Raw genomic sequence first — 17,608 nt, 5'->3', positions numbered from 1 at the left:
GCGGAATGAATGCAGGCGTGGCGGGGATGCCGTGGCGGCACCCCCGGAGCCGGCTGGCGTCACGCCTCGGCGGAGACGGGGATGCCCTTTTCCTTCAGCATCGACTGCAGCTCACCCGCCTGGAACATCTCCATGATGATGTCGCAGCCGCCGACGAACTCGCCCTGGACATAAAGCTGCGGGATGGTCGGCCAATTGGCATAGGCCTTGATGCCCTCGCGGATTTCCATGTCCTCGAGCACGTTCACGCCTTTGAAGGGCACGCCGACATGGCTGAGGATCTGCACCACGCGGGCGGAGAAGCCGCATTGCGGGAAGACGGGCGTGCCCTTCATGTAGAGGACGACCGGGGTGGCCTTGATCTCGCTCTCGATGCGTTCGAACACTGGATTGGTCATGGTTTGGACTCCGTAGGTCAGGCAGGGGCGGAGGTCTGCAGGGCGAGGGCGTGCAGCTCGCCCCCCATGCGGCCGCGCAGCGCGGCATAGACAAGCTGGTGCTGCTGGACCCGGCTGCGGCCGCGGAAGGCCTCCGAGACGACGGTAGCGGCGTAATGGTCGCCGTCGCCCGCCAGATCCTCGATGGTGACCACGGCATCGGGGAGCGCCGCCTTGATCAGCGCCTCGATCTCCGCAGGTTGCATCGCCATCCCGGTCAGCCCTCCATCAATGCGGGCAAGGTCGCCTCATGCGCCTGCCGCAAGCTGGCGACGGATATGGATCGGCCGTCCGGCAGAACCAAGGCCTCCCCCCCGCTGCGGCCGAGCCGGGTCGCCGGCACGCCAGCGGCCTGCGCGGCGGCCAGCAGGGCGGCGGCATCCGTCACGGCCAGAAGGTAGCGTCCCTGATCCTCGCCGAACCAGTAGGCATGGGCGGGGATATCGGCCGGGCCGGGCAGCAGGGTGACGCCGGTGTCGCCCGCCATGGCCATCTCCGCGACCGCGACGAGCAGCCCGCCATCGGAGCAATCATGGCAGGCGCGGACGGCACCCGAGAGGATCCGGTCGCGGACGAAATCGCCGTTGCGGCGTTCGGCGGCCAGATCGACCGGCGGCGGCGCGCCCTCCTCCCGCCCGGCGATCTCGCGCAACCAGAGCGACTGGCCGAGCCAGCCACGGGTCTCGCCGATGAGGACCAGCTCGGTCCCGGCGGGAAGGGCGAGGCCGATGGCCTGCGCCACATCCTCCAGCACGCCCACGCCGCCGATGGCGGGGGTGGGGAGGATGCCCCGGCCCTCCGTCTCGTTGTAGAGCGAGACATTGCCCGAGACGACGGGGAAGTCGAGCGCGGTGCAGGCGCTCGCCATGCCGCGGACGGCGGCGGCGAACTGCCCCATGATCTCCGGCTTCTCCGGATTGCCGAAATTCATGTTGTCGGTGACGGCAAGCGGCCGGGCGCCGACCGCGGTCAGGTTGCGCCAAGCCTCGGCCACCGCCTGCCGGCCACCCTCCTCGGGGTCGGCGAAGCAGTAGCGGGGGGTGGTGTCGGTGGTCATCGCCAGCGCGCGCCGGTGATCCTCGATGCGGACCACGGCGGCATCGGCGGCGCCAGGGCGCTTGGCCGTCTGGCCGCCGACCATGCTGTCATACTGGTCCCAGATCCAGCGGCGGGAGCAGAGGTCGGGGCAGGCGACGAGGCTGGTCAGCGCCGCCTCAAGCCCCACCGGGTCGGCGACCGCGGCGGCGTCCAGCACCGGCAGCTTCGGCGTCTCCACGGTCGGGCGACGGTAGAGCGGCGCCTCGCTCTCGAGCGGGGCAAGGGGGATGTCGGCCTCGACCTCGCCATGGTGGCGGATGACGATATGGCCGGTATCGGTCAGCCGCCCGATAACGGCGAAATCCAGCTCCCACTTCGTGAAGATGCGCTCGGCGATGTGCTCGGCACCGGGGCGGAGCACCATCAGCATCCGCTCCTGGCTCTCCGACAGCATCATCTCATAGGCGGTCATGCCCGCCTCGCGCTGGGGCACGCGCTCCATGTCGAGCTCGATGCCGACGCCGCCCTTGCCGGCCATCTCGACGGAGGAGGAGGTGAGGCCGGCCGCGCCCATGTCCTGGATGGCGACGATGGCATCGGTCGCCATCAGCTCCATGCAGGCCTCGATCAGCAGCTTCTCGGCGAAGGGGTCGCCGATCTGGACGGTCGGGCGCTTCTCCTCGCTGTCGGCGGTGAATTCGGTGCTCGCCATGGTCGCACCATGGATGCCGTCCCGCCCGGTCTTCGAGCCCACATAGACCACCGGGTTGCCGACACCCGCCGCCGCGCTGAGGAAGATCCGGTCGGCCGGCGCGATGCCGACCGTCATGGCGTTGACCAGCGGGTTGCCGTTGTAGCGCGGGTGGAAATTCACCTCGCCGCCGACGGTCGGCACGCCGACGCAATTGCCGTAGCCGCCGATGCCACGCACCACGCCATCGATCACCTGCCGCATCCGCGGCGCGTCCGGGCTGCCGAAGCGGAGCGCGTTGAGGTTGGCGATCGGCCGGGCGCCCATGGTGAAGACATCCCGCAGGATGCCCCCGACGCCGGTCGCCGCGCCTTGATAGGGCTCGATGAAGGAGGGGTGGTTGTGGCTCTCCATCTTGAAGACGGCGGCGAGCCCATCCCCGATATCGATGACGCCGGCATTCTCGCCCGGCCCATGGATCACCCAGGGGGCCTTGGTCGGCAGCTCCCGCAGCCAGATGCGGCTGGATTTGTAGGAGCAGTGCTCCGACCACATCACGCTGAAGATGCCGAGCTCGGTGAGCGAGGGCGTGCGGCCGAGGATGGCGAGCGCGCGCTCGTACTCGTCCGGCTTCAGGCCGAACTCGGCGGCGAGCTGGCGGGCTTTCTCGGGGGCGAGTGTCACGATATTCACGCGTTCGGGATTCCCATGGGGGCGGAATGTAGGGGCGTTATAGCAGGAAAGGCAGGGCTGGCAGGGGCCGGCTGGCCGCGCGGAGGGAACACCTGCCATGCCGAGAGCAGTCCTGTCGCTCCTTCTCTGGACCCTGCTGGCCACGGCGCCGGCCCTGGCGCAGCCGCTGGACGGCACCCCCAAGGCCCCGGCCGCGCCGAGCCAGTGCCCCGACAACATGGATGCCTATGCCGACAGCGACGAGGTGCTGACCTGCACCTGCCCGGCGGAGCAGATGGGCCAGGGCTCGGTCTGGGGAACGGACACCTACACCGCCGACAGCGCCACCTGCCGCGCGGCACAGCATGCCGGCGTGCTGAACCGCCGCGGCGGCACGGTGGCGGTGGAGATGCAGCCCGGCCAGCCGCGCTACCCCGGCACCACGCGGAACGGCGTCCAGAGCGTCAATTACGGCAGCTACCGCGCCAGCTACCGCTTCCAGGGCGGTGCGCAGCAGGCCCGGGGGGGCGGGCCCCAGGCGGCCGCGCCCGCCCCGGCCCAGGCGGCGGCCCCCAGCCAGTGCCCGGACGACATGTCCGCCTATGCCGACAGCGACGAGGTGCTGACCTGCACCTGCCCGGCGGCGCAGCTCGGCCGCGGCTCGGTCTGGGGGACGGATACCTATACGGCCGACAGCGCCACCTGCCGCGCCGCCCTTCATGCCGGCGCGCTCGGCCGCCAGGGCGGGACGGTGACGCTCGAGATGCTGCCCGGCGAGGGCCGCTATCCCGGCACCACGAGGAATGGTGTCCAGAGCCAGAATTACGGCAGCTACCGCGCCAGCTACCGCTTCCAGGGCGAGCCGCGCCGCAACCAGGCCGCCACCCCAGCCGGCCCGCAACTCTGTCCGGACAACATGAGCAGCTATGCCGAGAGCGACGAGGCCGTCACCTGCCTCTGCCCCGGCGAGGCCACGCTGCGCGGCCCGGTCTGGGGCACCGACACCTACACCGCCGACAGCGCCACCTGCCGCGCCGCCGTCCATGCCGGAATGATCGCCCAGACCGGCGGCTCCGTCTCGATGCAGATGCTCCCCGGCGCCCCGCGCTATCCGGGGACCACCCGCAACGGCGTGCAGAGCCAGAATTACGGCGCCTACAACGCCAGCTTCCGCTTCACCGGGGACCCGCGCGCGGCGAAATCCGCCGCCCCGGTGCAGGCGCCCGTCGCTGAGACCTTGCAACGCACCGGCCAGGTGCAGCTCTACATCACCTTCCGCACCAATTCCGCCGATCTCGACATCGGCGCCGCCCCGGTGCTGACCCAGCTGCGGGATGCGCTGGCCGCCGACCCCGCGCTGCGGCTGCGGCTCATCGGCCATACCGACGCCACCGGCTCGGCCGCCACCAACCTGCCGCTCTCCCAGCGCCGGGCGGAAAGCGTGCGGCAATGGCTGATCGCCAGCGGCATCGCCGCCGAGCGCCTGGCCGCGGAGGGGAAGGGCCCGAACGAGCCCATCGCCGACAATGCCACCGAGAGTGGCCGGTCACTGAACCGGCGGGTGCAGGCGGCGCGGCTGTAGGGGAGGGGTGGCGGCTCAGGCGGCCGCCAGCGCCTCCGCCAAGCCCTCGAAGAGCGGCAACCCATCCGTGCCGTCGATCAACGGATCGACCTGGTTCTCCGGGTGCGGCATCAGCCCGAGCACCCGCAGGTTGGGCGAGAGGATGCCGGCGATGTTCCGGGCGCTGCCGTTGCGGTTCGCCGCCTCCGTCACCTCGCCCGAGGCCGTTGCATAGCGCAGCGCCACCAGACCCTCGCCCTCCAGCCGGTCGAGCGTCGCCGCGTCGGCGAAGTAGTTGCCGTCGCCATGCGCCATGGTGGAACGGAAGACCTGGCCGCGCTGGAAGCGGCAGGTATAGGCCGTATCCGTCCGCTCGACGCGCAGGTGGCAGTCCATCGACAGGAAGCGGAGCGAGGCGTTGCGCAGCAGCGCGCCCGGCAGCAGCCCCGCCTCGACCAGCATCTGGAAGCCGTTGCAGACGCCGAGCACATGCCCGCCCCGCCCGGCGAAATCATGGATGGCCCGCATGATCGGGCTCTGCGCCGCCATCGCCCCGCAGCGGAGATAGTCGCCATAGGAGAAGCCGCCCGGCAGCACGACCAGGTCGGTGCCCGCCGGCAGCTCGGTATCCCGGTGCCAGAGCATGGCGGGCTTCCGCCCCGTCGCGCGCTGGAGCGCCAGCGCCATGTCGCGTTCCCGGTTGGTGCCGGGGAACATCACGATCCCTGCCTGCATCACCTCAACCTCCCTGCCAGACGCGCAACCAATGCAGGCCGCCCAGCACCAGCAATGTCGTCAGCGCCGCCAGCGTCGCCGCCGTCAGCCAGCGGTTCAGCCGGTGCTTCTGCGCCGCCAGGAACCCCTTGCGGCGCGGCGCCACCGCCGGCCGCAGCACCGCCACCCGCTCCTCCCGCCAGCGCAGGCCGATGGCGAACAGCACCGTCAGCCCGAGCATGATGAAGAGCGAGGTCTTCATGACATGGCCTCTGGCACGGGCCGATTCAGCCCTTCGGCGCTCCGGCCATCGGGCCGCATCAGTCGAGCGTCACGCTGAAGCTCTCGATCACCGTATTGGCCAGCAGCCGGCGCGCCATGGCCTCGGCCTCGGCCCTGGCCTTCACCGGGTCGGTCTCGGCCAGTTCCAGCTCGATCACCTTGCCCGCCCGCACCTCGCCGACGCCGGCGAAGCCGAGTCCGGCCAGGGCATGGCCGATCGCCTTCCCCTGGGGGTCGAGCACCCCCGCCTTCGGCATCACCGTCACCTTCGCCCTCATTGCATCATCTCCGGCCCCTTGAGGTCCCGCACCCCGGCCTCGGGCAGGATGCCGAGCCGCCGGGCCACTTCCTGATAGCCTTCCTCGACCTTGCCCAGATCGCGCCGGAAGCGGTCCTTGTCCATCTTCTCGCCGGTCTTGGAGTCCCAGAGCCGGCAGTTATCCGGGCTGATCTCGTCGGCGAGGACGATCCGCATCTCGTCATTCTCGTAGAGGCGGCCGAACTCCACCTTGAAGTCGACCAGGGTGATGCCGACCCCGAGCAGCAGCCCGGTGAGGAAGTCGTTCACCCGGAGCGCCAGCGCCACCATGTCGTCGAGGTCCTGCGTCGCCGCCCAGCCGAAGGCGGTGATGTGCTCCTCGCAGACCAGCGGGTCGTTCAGCGTGTCGTTCTTGTAATAGTACTCGATGATCGAGCGCGGCAGGCGGGTGCCCTCGGCGATGCCGAGCCGGGTCGAGAGGCTGCCGGCCGCCACGTTCCGCACCACGATCTCGAGCGGGATGATCTCCACCTCGCGGATCAATTGCTCCCGCATGTTCAGCCGGCGGATGAAATGGGTCGGGATGCCGATCTCCATCAGCCGGGTCATCAGGTATTCGCTGATCCGGTTGTTGAGCACGCCCTTGCCGGTGATGGTGCCCTTCTTCTGGGCATTGAAGGCCGTGGCGTCGTCCTTGAAGTATTGCACCAGGGTCCCGGGCTCGGGCCCCTCGAACAATATCTTGGCCTTGCCCTCATAGAGCTGACGGCGTCGCGCCATGGTGACAGGTATCCTTCTTCCGGCGACTTCCCGCTGGCGCATCCTGGAAGGGGCGTGGCGCGGCCCCGCCTTCCCGGGTGCTCCGGCGGGTGGGGTATAGCAAGGGGTGGTCGATACCGCCACGGCCCCCCTGGCGCAACGAAGCCCTCTCCGGCCACGCTTCCTTTACCAGCCGGTCCGACCCTGCGGCCCCCAGGAACAGGATCAGGATGGCCATGGCCCCCTCATCATCGGGTTTCGCATCGATGCCGGCGCCACGGGGGATGGCATCACCGCCGATGCCGCCTCGCTGCTGCAGGGCACCGCCACGCCCGGCACCCTGGCGCGGCTGATGCTCGGCACCGGCCAGACCGGCATCGCCCTCGGCCGGTTGCTCGGCGGCGGGGTGGTCACGAACCGGGTCGCAATGCGGCCGCCAATGCGGTCACCGGCAATGAAGCTGCCAACCTCCTCTCCGGTGGGGCCAGCGCCGATACGCTGGAGGGTGCGGGCGGCAATGACGTCCTCTTCTGCGGGCTCCTGGCGGCGACGGCATCACTCTCACGGGCACCGCCAAGGCGGCGCTCTCGGCCGGCGATATTCTCTTCGCCTGAAGCAATGATGGTCTAGCCTCGCCGGATGCACGAGACCGCCGCGATCTGCGAGGCTGCCGCCCGCCACCTGCTGGACCCGGCAAGCCCCGCCGGGGCGGAGGCGCCCGACTTCCTCGACTGGCTCGGCTGCCCCGTCCCCCCCCGGCCCGGCCCGGCGGAGCGCAACCGCGCCCTGTTGCTGCGCGCGGCCTCCCGCTTCACCCGGCTCTTCAGCCTCGACTGCCCGACCGCGCCCGGGCTCGCGGTCTTCGGGGCCGAGGTTCCGCTCGGCCTGCTGGCGGCCGCGCCCGGCCTGCCGCTGGCCGGCGCGTCCGGCACGGGCAGCAGCCTGCTCGCCGCCTTCGAGGGCTGCGTGGGGGAGGGGGTGGAACTCCTCTCCTCGGTTGAGACGCTGGCGGACCGCGACCGCTGCCGCCCCAGGCCGCCGAAGCTCGACCATGCCGAATGGCTCGCCCGCCTCCTGCCGCCCGGCGCCGTGCCGGGGTATTGGCTGGAGGTGCTGCGGCTTGACGGCCCTGGCACCGCCTGGCTGCCCGCCGGGCTCTGCCTGCGCCGCGCCACGCCGGAATTCCCTCCGCCCTGGCCGCTCAGCATCGGCTGCGCCGCCGGGCCGACGCCCGAGGCGGCGGCGCTGCACGCCCTGCTCGAACTGGTCGAGCGCGACGCGGCGGCGCTCTGGTGGCGCGGCGGCCAGCGCGGCCGGCCGGTGGCGCTGGAGGATCCGGCCGCCGAGGCCGCCATGCCGCTCATCGCCGCGCTGCGGCAGGGCGAGCAGGGGCGGCGGAGCTGGCTGCTCGACCTCACCGGGGGGCTCGGCGTGCCGGTCATCGCCGCGCTCTCCACCACGATGGCGGGGAATGGCTTCTGCTGCGGCCTCGCCGCCCGCCCCTCCCGCGCGGCCGCCGCCCGCGCCGCCATCCTCGAGATGGCGCAGATGGAGATGGCCCATGCCGTGGTGCTGGCGAAGCAGGCGGAGGCCGGGCCGGCCGCGCTGAACCCGCATGACCGGGCCGTGCTCGCCCGCTTCCATGGCATCGGCGCCGAGGGCTGCGCCCTGCTCCACCCCGCCGGCCCCGCCGCGCCCGGGCCCGACCTGCCATCCGACCCGGCGGCGGCGATGGCGCTGTTGGTCGGCCGGCTCGGGGCGGCCGGCCTGCCGGTTCTGGCGCTCGACCTGACGCGGCCGGAGCTTGGGTTGCCCGTCATCCGCATCCTCGTCCCCGGGCTGGAAGCGGAGCCGTCACGCGTCATCGGCGAAAGGCTCGCCACCACTATCGCCCGCACCGGCGGCGGCGATTGCCAGACGCATGGAATTGCGTTGATGTAACACACGGACCTTTGGCGGACAGGTCGGACCGGGGATTGGATGGACGAGTCAGCGCAGCAGGCCATCACCACGGGGGGGCGTGCTGCGCAGGCGGCACCCGCCCTGCTGCAGGCCTCGCTCTTCGGCCCGCTGCGCGCCACCTTCGCCGGGCAGGAGCTGCGGCTCCGCAGCCGCAAGGCCCGCGCCCTGCTCGGCTACCTGCTGATGACCGAAGGTGGCGAGGAAAGCCGCGAGCGCCTCGTCGGCCTGCTCTGGAGCGAGACGGGGGAGGACAAGGCCCGTGCCTCGCTCCGCCAGGTGGTGCATGAACTGCGCGAGGCCATGGAGACCGCCGGCTGCGATGCGCTGCGGGCCGGCCGGCTGACCATCTGCCTCGACCTCAGCGCCACCCAGCCCGATGCGCGCGACGTGCTGCGCGCGGCGGAGCGCGGCATCGCCCATCCGCTGCTGCTCTCGACGCCGCGGCTGAGCGAGGCGCTGCTGCAGGGCCTCGATGATCTCGACCCGGCCTATCGCGGCTGGCTGAGCGTCACGCGCCAGGCCTTCCATGACCGGCTGATCCGCGCCCTGGAATCCGCCATGCGGGTCGAGAGCCAGCCGCGCAGCCTGCGCCAGCGCCTGGCCGAGGCCATCCTCCGGCTCGACCCGACGCATGAGGAGGCCTGCCGCGACCTCATGCGCCACAATGCCGAGGCGGGCGACACCGTCGGCGCGCTGCGCGCCTATGACCAGCTCTGGCACCTGCTGGAGGAGGAGTACGACACCGAACCCTCGGCGGCCACGCAGGCGCTGGTCGCCGATATCAAGCTCGGCCGCATCGCCCCGGTCGCGCCCGGCCTTGCCGGCCCGCCGGTCGCGGAGGCGGAGCTCGAAGCGCTGACGCCCGCCCCGGTGCCGCGCCCCGCCGGCACGCCCTCGCGCATCGCCTTGCTGGTCGAGCCCTTCGCGGTGAATGGCGTCGGCCCGGACCAGATGCATCTGGCACTCGGCTTCCGCCACGACCTGATCGCCTGCCTGGTGCGCTTCCGCGAATGGTTCGTCATCGACGGCCCGGCCATGCCGAGCGCCGAGCAGACCGGCAACCGCGTCTCCGCCCGCTACCGCATCAGCGCCACGGCCTATCAGGTGGGCGACCGCATCAGCCTCGTGCTCACGCTCGCCGAGCAGGACAGCGGCATCTTCATCTGGTCGGAGCGGATGGAGCTGCGCCTCGATGGCTGGTTCGAGGCGCATCGCGACATCGTCCGCCGCATCGCCATCGCGCTGAACCTGCAGATCTCCTCCTCGCGGCTGCAGCGCCTCGCGGTCGAAGCCGACGTCTCGCTCGAGAGCTACGACCGCTGGTTGCGCGCCACGGCGATGATCCGCAGCTTCAGCCCGCAGAACTGGGCGCGCGCCGGGCAGCTCTTCCGGGAATGCATCGAGCGCACGCCGGGCTTCTCCTCGGCCTATAGCGGCCTCGCGCAGATGGAGAACTCCGTCCACATCATCCATCCCGGCGAGCGCCGCAGCCGGGAGAGGGAGGCGCGCGCGGTCGAGCTCGCCCGCCGCGCCGTGCATCTCGACCCGACAGATTCCCGCGCCCAGCTCACCCTGGGCTGGTCGCTGGCGATGAGCGGCCAGCATGCCCAGGCGGAGGTGCCGATGCGCCTTGCCTGCGAACTCAACCCGAACGACAGCTGGACGCTGATTTCCACCGCACTGTTCCACAGCTTCGCCGGGAATCATGACCGGGCGGCGGAGCTGGCGGCGCAATCGCTCGAGATGACGCTGATGCCGAGCCTCACCCATTGGGGCTACCAGGTGACGATCGCCTATCTGCGCGGCGACGATGCCGCGACGCTCGAGGCCTGCGACCGGGCGCAGGATGTGATCCGCACCCTGCCGGCCTGGCGCGCCGCCGCACTCGCCCGGCTCGGCCGCGAGGAGGCGGCGGCTGAGGCCGCCCAGCGCTATCTCCAGGGCGTCCGCGAGGCCTGGTTCGCCGAGGCGCCACCGAGCGACCTGGAGATGGTGCGCTGGCTGCTGCATCTCTATCCGATCCGCCGGGCCGAGGAATGGATGCGGCTGCGCGACGGCATCGCCGCCGCCGGGCTGCCGACCTTCGGCGCCCGGCACGGGGACTGGTAGCGCGACGCGTCCATGCCCCTGGCCTATTGGCAGTTGGCGATCGAGTAGTCGCCGATGCGCTGGGCGTGGAATTTCATCCGCGCCGTCTTGTCCGGCAGCTCCGGCGCCGCCGTGCCATAATGATCGTTGTAGAAGGGCGGCAGGGAGTAGTCCTTCGTCTCCAGCCGCTTCTCGGACGCCTTCACCAGGTCAGGTGGCGGCAGGCGCAGCAGCAGCGTGTCGCTGCGGCCGACCACCACCTGCAGGTGCTGGATGCGGGCCGGCAGCTCGAGGCCGGTATTCGCCGCCCGGAGCTGGCGCTTCACCTCGTCGAGCGTCTTCGGCACCGGATATTTGTGGCCGTTCTGGATGTAGTCCTCCCCGGTCGCCCAGGTTTTCACCAGCTTGCCCCAATTCTCGTAATTCACCGGCGTCATGTTGACCGGCTCGATCGGGTCGATGGGCGGCATGTGTGTTCTCCTCTGGGTGATCACAGGAAGGCCGGCTGGGCCGCGGTGAGGTCGAGCCGGCGCGCGACGAATTCCACCAGCCCGGGCATGTCCTGCACCAGCGGCGGATCGGGAAGGCGGAAGTCGCCGAGCCAGGCGGCGCACAGGCGGTCGAGCGCGGCGGCCAGCCCACCCTCGCCCTCGGAGGCCAGCCGCTCCCGCGTCAGCGCGCCATAGGCCGTCTCGGCGACGAGCACCGAGCCGAGCGTGCCGAGCCGCTCGCCCGCCGCTTCCCGCTCCGCCTCGAAGAGGATGTAGAAGGGCAGCGGCGGATCGGCCGCGAGCGCCGCGACATCCTCCGGCGCCAGCAGGCTGAGATCGGCATCATGCGCCAGCCAGTCGGCGAGCGCGGCCCGCCGTGCCGCCGCATCCGCCAGCAGCGGCGACCGCGCGGCGAGCACCGGCCGCGCCCGCGCCACCCGCTCGCACAGGCTTGCCACCGAGCGCATGCCGCTCAGCGAGGCGCTCATCAGGTCGCGGAAGGCGACGCCGGCCGGGTCACCTGCCTCGATCGGGTCGAACAGCCCGTCGCCCAGCAGCATGGCGGTGTAGCGCGGCCCTAGCCGCATGCTGAAATTCGGCGCCGGCCGTCCCGGCAGGCTGAAGAATTGCGACCAGCGCAGGACCCAGTCGCGGCTCAGCGGCACCGAATTCGGGCTGCGCGACGAATTCAGCCGCAGCACGTCCACCAGCGTCGCATCCTCGAAGCCGCCGATCTGGTAGCGGTCGCGCAGCATCGCATGGGCGAAGCGGAAGGCGCCATGCGAGGCCTCGAGCGGCATGCCGGGCCCGGCCCCCGGCTCCAGCAATTCGGGTGCCGGGTTGTCGTAGAGCGCGCGCACCTCCGGGTCGAGCAGGCGCGGCAGCAGGTCGCCCCGCAGCACGCTGCGGAAGACGAGGATGGTCGCCTCCTGCGCCACGGCGAAGCGCGCCGCCGTCGCCTCGCGCAGCGCCCGGGCTGGCAGGGTGGTCGGTGCCGGGATCATGCCGAGGATGGCGTTGTGCAGCATCTGGAACAGGCCGGTGACCTGGGAGAGCAGCACCGTCTGGTCATTGCGGCTATCGGCGATCAGCGCCTCGCCCCGGCCGGCGCCGGCGAAGCCGCCCCGGTTCCCGAGCGTGCCCGGCGTCGCCGCCCGCCCGATATCGCGGAAGCTCGCCGGCGTGTCCGGCGCCCCGGCATAGGCCGAGAGGCGGAATCGGCTGCGGGATTGGTCCCGCGCATCGTCGGGCACGAAGGCGAAGGGGCAGGCGCCCGGCCCGCCGCCATAGAGCGTCCGCAGCCGGAGCGGCGCGCCGAGCGTGTTGGCGATGCCCGGCGCAGCCATGTCCGCCGGCCCGCCGCCTGCCGCCCAGAAGGCCATGCTGGTCGAGACCATGTCATGCGCGGCGAATTGCAGCAGATAGGTGTAGCCCGAGGGCAGGTTCGGGTTCTCCGCTGCATCCGCGGGGCGGGCACCCATCAGCGTGGCGAGGCCGCGCAGCCGGCGGCGCAGCGTGGCGAGGGCGGCCGGCGAATGGCGCGGATCCTCGCCATCGACCTGGAAGCGCTCCGCCGGCACCGGCTCCCCGAAGATATGGCGGAAGCCCGGCAGGGGCGCGGACCGCCCGCCTGCCGCCGCGCCGCCGAAGGGGCAGGCCCCCGCTGAACCGCTCTCCGTCATCCCCCGCCCTCCATGCCGGCCTCCCCTGCATCATGCGCAGGCCAGCGTGACCGTAGCGTGATTTCTCGGGAGGCGGCGCGGCTGCGGCGGCAATCACGCTGGGGTCACGCTGCCTGCCGCATGGTCCGCTCATCCGATGGCGCCTGCCTGCCCGGCAGACCATAGAATGAGTGAGGCGACCCAATGACCCATATGCCGCTGCAGGCCGCCGCCCCGGCCCAGATCTTCCGCCCGGCATCCGCGCCGCTGGCTTCCGCCCCGCCCGACCCGCGCCATCTGCTCGATGAGGCGCTGGTCCGGCTGCGCGGCGCGGCACCGGCTGCACCGGTGCTGGAGGCGCTCACCGAAGGGCTCCGCTGGCTGCGCAACACCGCCGCGCCCTCCGCCTGGCAGCGCAGCGTGGCCGCGCTCCGCGCCCATCCGCTGCTGGCGCTGCTGCACGAGAACCCCTTCGCCCATCGCGGCTTCACCAAGCCGCGTGGCTATGCCGGCGACGCGCCGATGCTCGATCTGCTCTATCGCGGCGAGGCGGCGCTGGAGCCGGGCCGCATCACGCCGCTCGGCCTGCAGCTCTTCCGACACGAGCTCGCGGCACCCCATGCCGTCGCGGCGCGGGAGCGCCTGCGCCTGGTGGCGGGGCGGATCGACGCCGTGGCCGAGACGCGGCGCAACCCGCATGTCCTCGCCCTCGGCTGCGGCCATCTGCGCGAGGCGGAGCTCTCGGCGGCGGTGCGGGCCGGGCGGATCGGCCGCTTCGTCGCCCTTGACCAGGATGCCGCCTCGCTCGCCATGGTGCAGATGGAGCATGCGGCGCAGGGGATCGAGACGCTGCACCGCAGCCCGAAGGCGACCTTCGACGGCACCCTGCCGCGCGGCGGCTTCGACCTCATATACGCGACGACGCTCTATGACGACCTGACAGACAGGCTCGCCCATACCGTCACCGCCGCCTGCTTCGCCCTGCTGCGGCCGGGCGGCCGGCTGGTGGTGCTCAATGCGGATCGCGACATGGCCGATGCCGGCTATCTCGAAGCCTGTTGCGACTGGGTGCGCTTCCTCCGCGATTCGCCGGGGATGATGCGTCTCTCCCACGGCATCCCGCCGGCCGAGGCGGCGCTCTGCCAGGTGCGCGAGGGCGGCCACCCGGCCACCCAGATGCTGGAGATCGTCAGGCGAGGGGAAGGCGCATGAGCCATATCGCGCAGCAGCGCATGCTGCCTGCCGGCTTCCTGATGGCGATGCGCGGCAGCCTGGCCGAGGCACCCTATGGCGCGCCGCATCGCTCGGGCCCGCCCCGCCCCGAATGGCTCATCCTCTGCCGCTGGGGCGAGGCGGGCGAGTTCCTCACCATCGGCCGGGCCGGCCCGGCCGAGGGGCCGGAGGATGCGCCCCCGCCACTCGGCCTCCGTCCGCATGCGACGCTATTGGGCCTTGGCCTCGCCGCGATGGGGGAGGGCGATTCCTTCCTGCTGGTCCGCTACCTGCCGCCCGGCCTGACGGTCGCCGGCACCTTCCACCCGAGCGACGGGATCGTCCGGCTTTCCGGCCCGGCTTCTGTGCTGCGGCTGGAGGCTGCGGGCCGCTACGCCCACCGGCGGGCCATCGGCGAGGCGGGCGAGCAACGGCTCGACCTGCCCGATCCCGCCAAGGGGGTGGCGGATGCGCTGGCCTGGCGGCTCGATGCCCGCCGCGTGCCCTGGCTCGGTGAATTCCTCGCACCAGGAGGCGGTGCGGCGCATTGACAGGGCAGGGGGAAGCCGGATATCCCCCCGGCTCCCTGGAGGGGTGCCCGAGTGGCTAAAGGGGGCGGACTGTAAATCCGCTGGCTTCGCCTACGTTGGTTCGAATCCAACCCCCTCCATACCCCCGCCTCAGGCCGGATCCGGCCCACGGGTCGGCCCCGGCGGCGGCTCCATCCGCACTGGCCGCCCTTCAGCCGCCGAGCGGTACAGCGCCTCCATCAGCGCCTGGTCCTGCACACCCTCCTCGCCCGGCGTATGCGGCTGCCGCCCGGCGCGGACGCAGCCGGCGAAATGGTCGATCTCCTGCGCGAACTGGTTCTTCGGCTTGACGATCCGCTCCTCCTCCGCCGCCACCTGGCCGACCCGGCGCTGCACCACCAGCCGCTGGCCCTGGTAGTCGAAGGCATGCGGCATCTCGATGCTGCCGCGCTCGAAATGCAGCCGCAGCATCCGGTTCTGGTAGGCGCCGTAGCTGGTGAGGCAGTTGGCCAGCACGCCCGAGGGGAAGCGCAGCTGGAAGGCCATGCTCTCCTCCACCTCGGCATAGCGCGGGTCGCCCGAGGGGTTGTGGATGGTGGCGAAACCCTCCACCGGCTCCTCGCCTGTCAGGTAGCGCGTGGCGTTCAGGCAATAGAGGCCGATATCCGGCAATGCGCCGCCGCCCGCCATCTGCTTGCTGTAGCGCCATTGCGGGCCGGGCCCGTTGGCCTGAGTGTTGCTCGCCTCGATGAAGCGCAGCCGGCCGAGCTCGCCGCCGCGGATGAGCGCGATCGCCGCCCGGTGATGCGGCTGGTATTGCGAGCGGTAGGCGACCATCAGCCGCACCCCGGCCCGTGCGCAGGCCTCGGTCATGGCCCGGCAATCCGCCAGGCTGTTCGCCATCGGCTTTTCGCAGAGCACATGCTTGCCGATGGCGGCGGCGCGCTCCGTGAATTCGCGGTGCATGGCGTTCGGCAGGGCGATGTAGACCGCCTGCACCTCGGGCCGGTCGCGCAGCCGCTCCAGCTCGGCATAGCCGAGCACCGCCTCGGCCGGGATGCCGTACTGCGCCGCGGCCAGCCGCGCCTTCTCCGGGCTGCCGCTGACCAGCGCCACCGGCCGGGCCTCCTTGCACTCGGCGAAGGCGGGCAGCACCTCCTCCAGCGCGATGCGGCCGAGGCCGATGATGGCGAAGCCGATGCGCTCGCCGGGCGGCCGCGGCTGGGGCAGGGCCCCGCTCGGCGGGTCGGCCGGTGCGCGCCAGTCGGGGAACTGGATGCGCCCGCCCTCCACGCTGCCGCTGTCGATGGGCGAGGGAGGCGGGTAGCCCGCGCCACCGGCGCCGAGGGCAGCGGCAGCCAGGACGAGGCCGCGGCGCGGCAGGTCGTGCTCAGCCATGGGAATCCTTTGCGGGAAGCGAGAGGGCCTTCCCTCTCCATGCAAGGCGAACGGATCGCCGCGAGCGAGGTTGCCCTGGCGCCGCCACGGCGGCGCCACCGCGGCGTCACTGCCCAGGCGCTGACTGTCCCCGGACACGACACCTATCTGGAGGATGACGCCATGCTGCGCCGCAGCCTCATCGCCGCGACCCTCACCCTGCCCACCGCCGCCCTGGCGCAGCCCTGGAGGGAGGGCGAAGGCGAGCGCCATCGTCACCATGAGGAGGAGGATCGCCGCCGCGCCGACCGGGACCACCACCGGGCGGAGGCCGACCGCGAGCGGGTGGAGGAGCACCGGCACCGCATGGAGGCGCGCCGCCATGAGGAGGAGGACCGCCGCCGCGCCTGGGAGGAGCGCCGCCGCTGGGCGGAGGAACGCCGGCGGGGCTGGGAGGAGCGGCGCCGCTGGGAGGAAGACCGCCGCCGCCGATGGGAGGACTGGCGTTGAGCCGGATCGATCCACAGGCCCGGCCAGGATGAATAATTTGGAAATACTGATGCTATGGCTGTGATGCCGAATACATGCGGTTGCATGCTTTAGTGTCGCCACGACCGGCGGCAGTCATAGCGAGCCATCCCCTGCCGAGCCGCCTGCCCGTCCGGTCGCTGGAGGAAAGACCATGCCGCAATCCGCACCGATTGTCGGGACCGCGGGCCGGGACCGCCTGTATGGCTCGTCGAGGGCCGAGACCCTGGATGGGCTGGCCGGCAACGACACCATCTTCGCCGGTGGTGGCCATGACGTGATCCTCGGGAATGGCCCCGAGGGCGGCTTCGGGAATCCGCTGGCCGGCCCCGGCAACAACCTGATCTTCGCCGGCAGCGGCAACGATACCATCTATGCCGGTTATCAGTCCGACACTGTTCATGGCGGCCTTGGCAACGACAGCATCGACGGCTCCGGCGTCTTCGCCTCGAGCGGCGCGGGCGCTGGCGTGAGCGCGGCGCTCGACCTCGGCGACCTGTTGGACGGGGGCGCCGGGCGCGACTGGATCGATGGCGAGGGTGGGGCCGATACGCTGCTTGGCGGGACCGGGAACGATACGCTGCATGGCAATCTCGGGCGCGACCTGCTGAGCGGCGGCTCGGGCCACGACCTCTTCCAGTTCTACTTCCGCACCGGCTTCGGCGTCTTCGACTCGGATACCGGGACGGATGCCGCGACGCGCGACGTCATCCGCGACTTCCAGCAAGGCCAGGACAAGATCGACCTGCACGCCTATGCCGGACAGACGGATGGGGCGAATGCGCCGGTCTTCCTCGGCACCGGGGCCATCACCGCGGCCAATGCGCTGCAGGTCCGCTACGAAACCGAGGGCAACCATACGGTCGTCGAATTCTATGTGCCTTTCGCCTATGCGCCCCAGCCGACCGTCTACGAGATCGAGCTGGCCGGGCATGTCGCCCTGCAGGCCGGCGACTTCATCCTCTGATCCTGGCGGCCCGGACGGCCCTCCGTCCGGGCTCCTGCCTAGGGTCTGTGACCGAACTCAGTGGTGCGCAAGTTGATCATGGTGGCAGCAAGATGGGCGAAGCCCATCCAACTGCGGCGTGTCTTGTCGCGTCGCAGGGTGATGCGAGCAAAGTCCTTGAGCCGGGAAAACAGGTTTTCGACGCGGTGGCGCCGGGCGTACAGCACGGGATCCCATGCGGGCGGATCAACCATGCCCCGCTTGGGTGGGGTATGGACGGTGCAGCCCTCGGCGGCGAAGGCCGCGCGGAGCGGCGCTGAGATATAACCGCGATCAAGCGCCACGTCGCAGGCTGGGATGCCCGAGGCCAGCGCTGTCGCATAGCGCAGGTCGGAATGCT

At 71.5% G+C, this 17,608-nt stretch carries 19 protein-coding genes and 1 tRNA gene; 9 read left to right on the top strand and 11 right to left on the bottom strand.

Translation table 11 applies throughout. The features are described from left to right. Positions 1 to 59: 59 nt before the first annotated feature. The 3 genes from grxD to purL are packed head-to-tail and all read right to left on the bottom strand — an operon-like array spanning position 60 to position 2,850. A complete protein-coding gene (gene grxD / locus BLR02_RS21155) occupies positions 60 to 398 on the bottom strand; it encodes a Grx4 family monothiol glutaredoxin (protein ID WP_090664558.1) in 339 nt (112 codons plus the stop codon). 17 nt (positions 399 to 415) lie between these two features. After that, positions 416 to 649 (bottom strand): BolA family protein, encoded by a 234-nt coding sequence (locus tag BLR02_RS21150; RefSeq protein WP_043337248.1) that lies wholly within the window; start codon positions 647 to 649, stop codon positions 416 to 418. A gap of 5 nt (positions 650 to 654) precedes the next feature. Further along, on the bottom strand, positions 655 to 2,850 hold the full coding sequence (purL, locus tag BLR02_RS21145) for a phosphoribosylformylglycinamidine synthase subunit PurL (RefSeq protein ID WP_245704892.1): 2,196 nt from the start codon (positions 2,848 to 2,850) through the stop codon (positions 655 to 657). A gap of 106 nt (positions 2,851 to 2,956) precedes the next feature. On the opposite strand from purL, the gene BLR02_RS21140 reads away from it, so the two are divergent. Beyond that, positions 2,957 to 4,420, top strand: coding sequence for an LCCL domain-containing protein (locus BLR02_RS21140; protein ID WP_090664557.1), 1,464 nt, complete (start codon positions 2,957 to 2,959; stop codon positions 4,418 to 4,420). 15 nt (positions 4,421 to 4,435) lie between these two features. Here the strand turns inward: BLR02_RS21140 and purQ are convergent, their stop codons facing one another. Genes purQ through purC form a run of 4 tightly spaced genes read right to left on the bottom strand, consistent with a single transcriptional unit; the run spans position 4,436 to position 6,434 of the window. After that, positions 4,436 to 5,134: a phosphoribosylformylglycinamidine synthase subunit PurQ gene (gene purQ / locus BLR02_RS21135; RefSeq protein WP_090564974.1), complete on the bottom strand. Its 699-nt coding sequence runs from the start codon at positions 5,132 to 5,134 to the stop codon at positions 4,436 to 4,438. Positions 5,135 to 5,138: 4 nt separating this feature from the next. Next, positions 5,139 to 5,375 (bottom strand): hypothetical protein, encoded by a 237-nt coding sequence (locus BLR02_RS21130; protein WP_090564972.1) that lies wholly within the window; start codon positions 5,373 to 5,375, stop codon positions 5,139 to 5,141. 58 nt (positions 5,376 to 5,433) lie between these two features. Next, positions 5,434 to 5,673, bottom strand: a complete 240-nt coding sequence (purS, locus tag BLR02_RS21125) for a phosphoribosylformylglycinamidine synthase subunit PurS (protein ID WP_090664556.1) — start codon at positions 5,671 to 5,673, stop codon at positions 5,434 to 5,436. Next, positions 5,670 to 6,434, bottom strand: coding sequence for a phosphoribosylaminoimidazolesuccinocarboxamide synthase (gene purC, locus BLR02_RS21120; protein WP_090564968.1), 765 nt, complete (start codon positions 6,432 to 6,434; stop codon positions 5,670 to 5,672). Before purC ends, purS begins: the two co-directional genes overlap by 4 nt. A 54-nt stretch (positions 6,435 to 6,488) precedes the next feature. Between purC and BLR02_RS29685 the strand changes: the two genes are divergently transcribed. The 3 genes from BLR02_RS29685 to BLR02_RS21110 are packed head-to-tail and all read left to right on the top strand — an operon-like array spanning position 6,489 to position 10,484. After that, on the top strand, positions 6,489 to 7,043 hold the full coding sequence (locus tag BLR02_RS29685; protein ID WP_176849721.1) for a hypothetical protein: 555 nt from the start codon (positions 6,489 to 6,491) through the stop codon (positions 7,041 to 7,043). 9 nt (positions 7,044 to 7,052) lie between these two features. Beyond that, positions 7,053 to 8,354 (top strand): YcaO-like family protein, encoded by a 1,302-nt coding sequence (locus BLR02_RS21115; protein ID WP_090664555.1) that lies wholly within the window; start codon positions 7,053 to 7,055, stop codon positions 8,352 to 8,354. Between the two features lie 39 nt (positions 8,355 to 8,393). After that, positions 8,394 to 10,484 carry a BTAD domain-containing putative transcriptional regulator gene (locus BLR02_RS21110; protein WP_090564962.1) on the top strand — a complete coding sequence of 697 codons (2,091 nt, stop codon included), beginning with the start codon at positions 8,394 to 8,396 and terminating at the stop codon, positions 10,482 to 10,484. 23 nt (positions 10,485 to 10,507) lie between these two features. Here BLR02_RS21110 and BLR02_RS21105 read toward each other — a convergent pair whose 3' ends face one another. Both BLR02_RS21105 and BLR02_RS21100 read right to left on the bottom strand, forming a co-directional pair. After that, positions 10,508 to 10,933: a hypothetical protein gene (locus tag BLR02_RS21105; protein WP_090564961.1), complete on the bottom strand. Its 426-nt coding sequence runs from the start codon at positions 10,931 to 10,933 to the stop codon at positions 10,508 to 10,510. 20 nt (positions 10,934 to 10,953) lie between these two features. Next, positions 10,954 to 12,636 carry a peroxidase family protein gene (locus tag BLR02_RS21100; protein WP_090664554.1) on the bottom strand — a complete coding sequence of 561 codons (1,683 nt, stop codon included), beginning with the start codon at positions 12,634 to 12,636 and terminating at the stop codon, positions 10,954 to 10,956. Between the two features lie 183 nt (positions 12,637 to 12,819). Here BLR02_RS21100 and BLR02_RS21095 point away from each other — a divergent pair, with 183 nt between their 5' ends. From BLR02_RS21095 to BLR02_RS21085, 3 genes are all read left to right on the top strand, one after another. After that, on the top strand, positions 12,820 to 13,827 hold the full coding sequence (locus BLR02_RS21095; protein ID WP_090564957.1) for a methyltransferase domain-containing protein: 1,008 nt from the start codon (positions 12,820 to 12,822) through the stop codon (positions 13,825 to 13,827). Then, positions 13,824 to 14,378 (top strand): hypothetical protein, encoded by a 555-nt coding sequence (locus BLR02_RS21090; protein ID WP_090664553.1) that lies wholly within the window; start codon positions 13,824 to 13,826, stop codon positions 14,376 to 14,378. Before BLR02_RS21095 ends, BLR02_RS21090 begins: the two co-directional genes overlap by 4 nt. Before the next feature lie 37 nt (positions 14,379 to 14,415). Continuing rightward, positions 14,416 to 14,497, top strand: a tRNA-Tyr gene (locus tag BLR02_RS21085). A gap of 10 nt (positions 14,498 to 14,507) precedes the next feature. Here the strand turns inward: BLR02_RS21085 and BLR02_RS21080 are convergent. Then, positions 14,508 to 15,755 (bottom strand): Gfo/Idh/MocA family protein, encoded by a 1,248-nt coding sequence (locus BLR02_RS21080; protein ID WP_090664552.1) that lies wholly within the window; start codon positions 15,753 to 15,755, stop codon positions 14,508 to 14,510. A gap of 39 nt (positions 15,756 to 15,794) precedes the next feature. Between BLR02_RS21080 and BLR02_RS21075 the strand changes: the two genes are divergently transcribed. Then, on the top strand, positions 15,795 to 16,244 hold the full coding sequence (locus tag BLR02_RS21075; protein WP_090664551.1) for a hypothetical protein: 450 nt from the start codon (positions 15,795 to 15,797) through the stop codon (positions 16,242 to 16,244). A 172-nt stretch (positions 16,245 to 16,416) separates the two neighbouring features. After that, complete coding sequence (locus tag BLR02_RS21070; RefSeq protein ID WP_090564948.1) at positions 16,417 to 17,229, top strand: calcium-binding protein; 813 nt, start codon at positions 16,417 to 16,419, stop codon at positions 17,227 to 17,229. A 38-nt stretch (positions 17,230 to 17,267) separates the two neighbouring features. Here BLR02_RS21070 and BLR02_RS21065 read toward each other — a convergent pair. After that, a partial coding sequence (locus tag BLR02_RS21065) for a transposase (RefSeq protein ID WP_143018226.1) occupies positions 17,268 to 17,608 on the bottom strand: 341 nt, incomplete at its 5' end.

Source organism: Belnapia rosea (assembly GCF_900101615.1).
Taxonomy (GTDB): Bacteria; Pseudomonadota; Alphaproteobacteria; order Acetobacterales; family Acetobacteraceae; genus Belnapia; species Belnapia rosea.
This window is presented reverse-complemented; position numbering and strand designations above follow the sequence as displayed.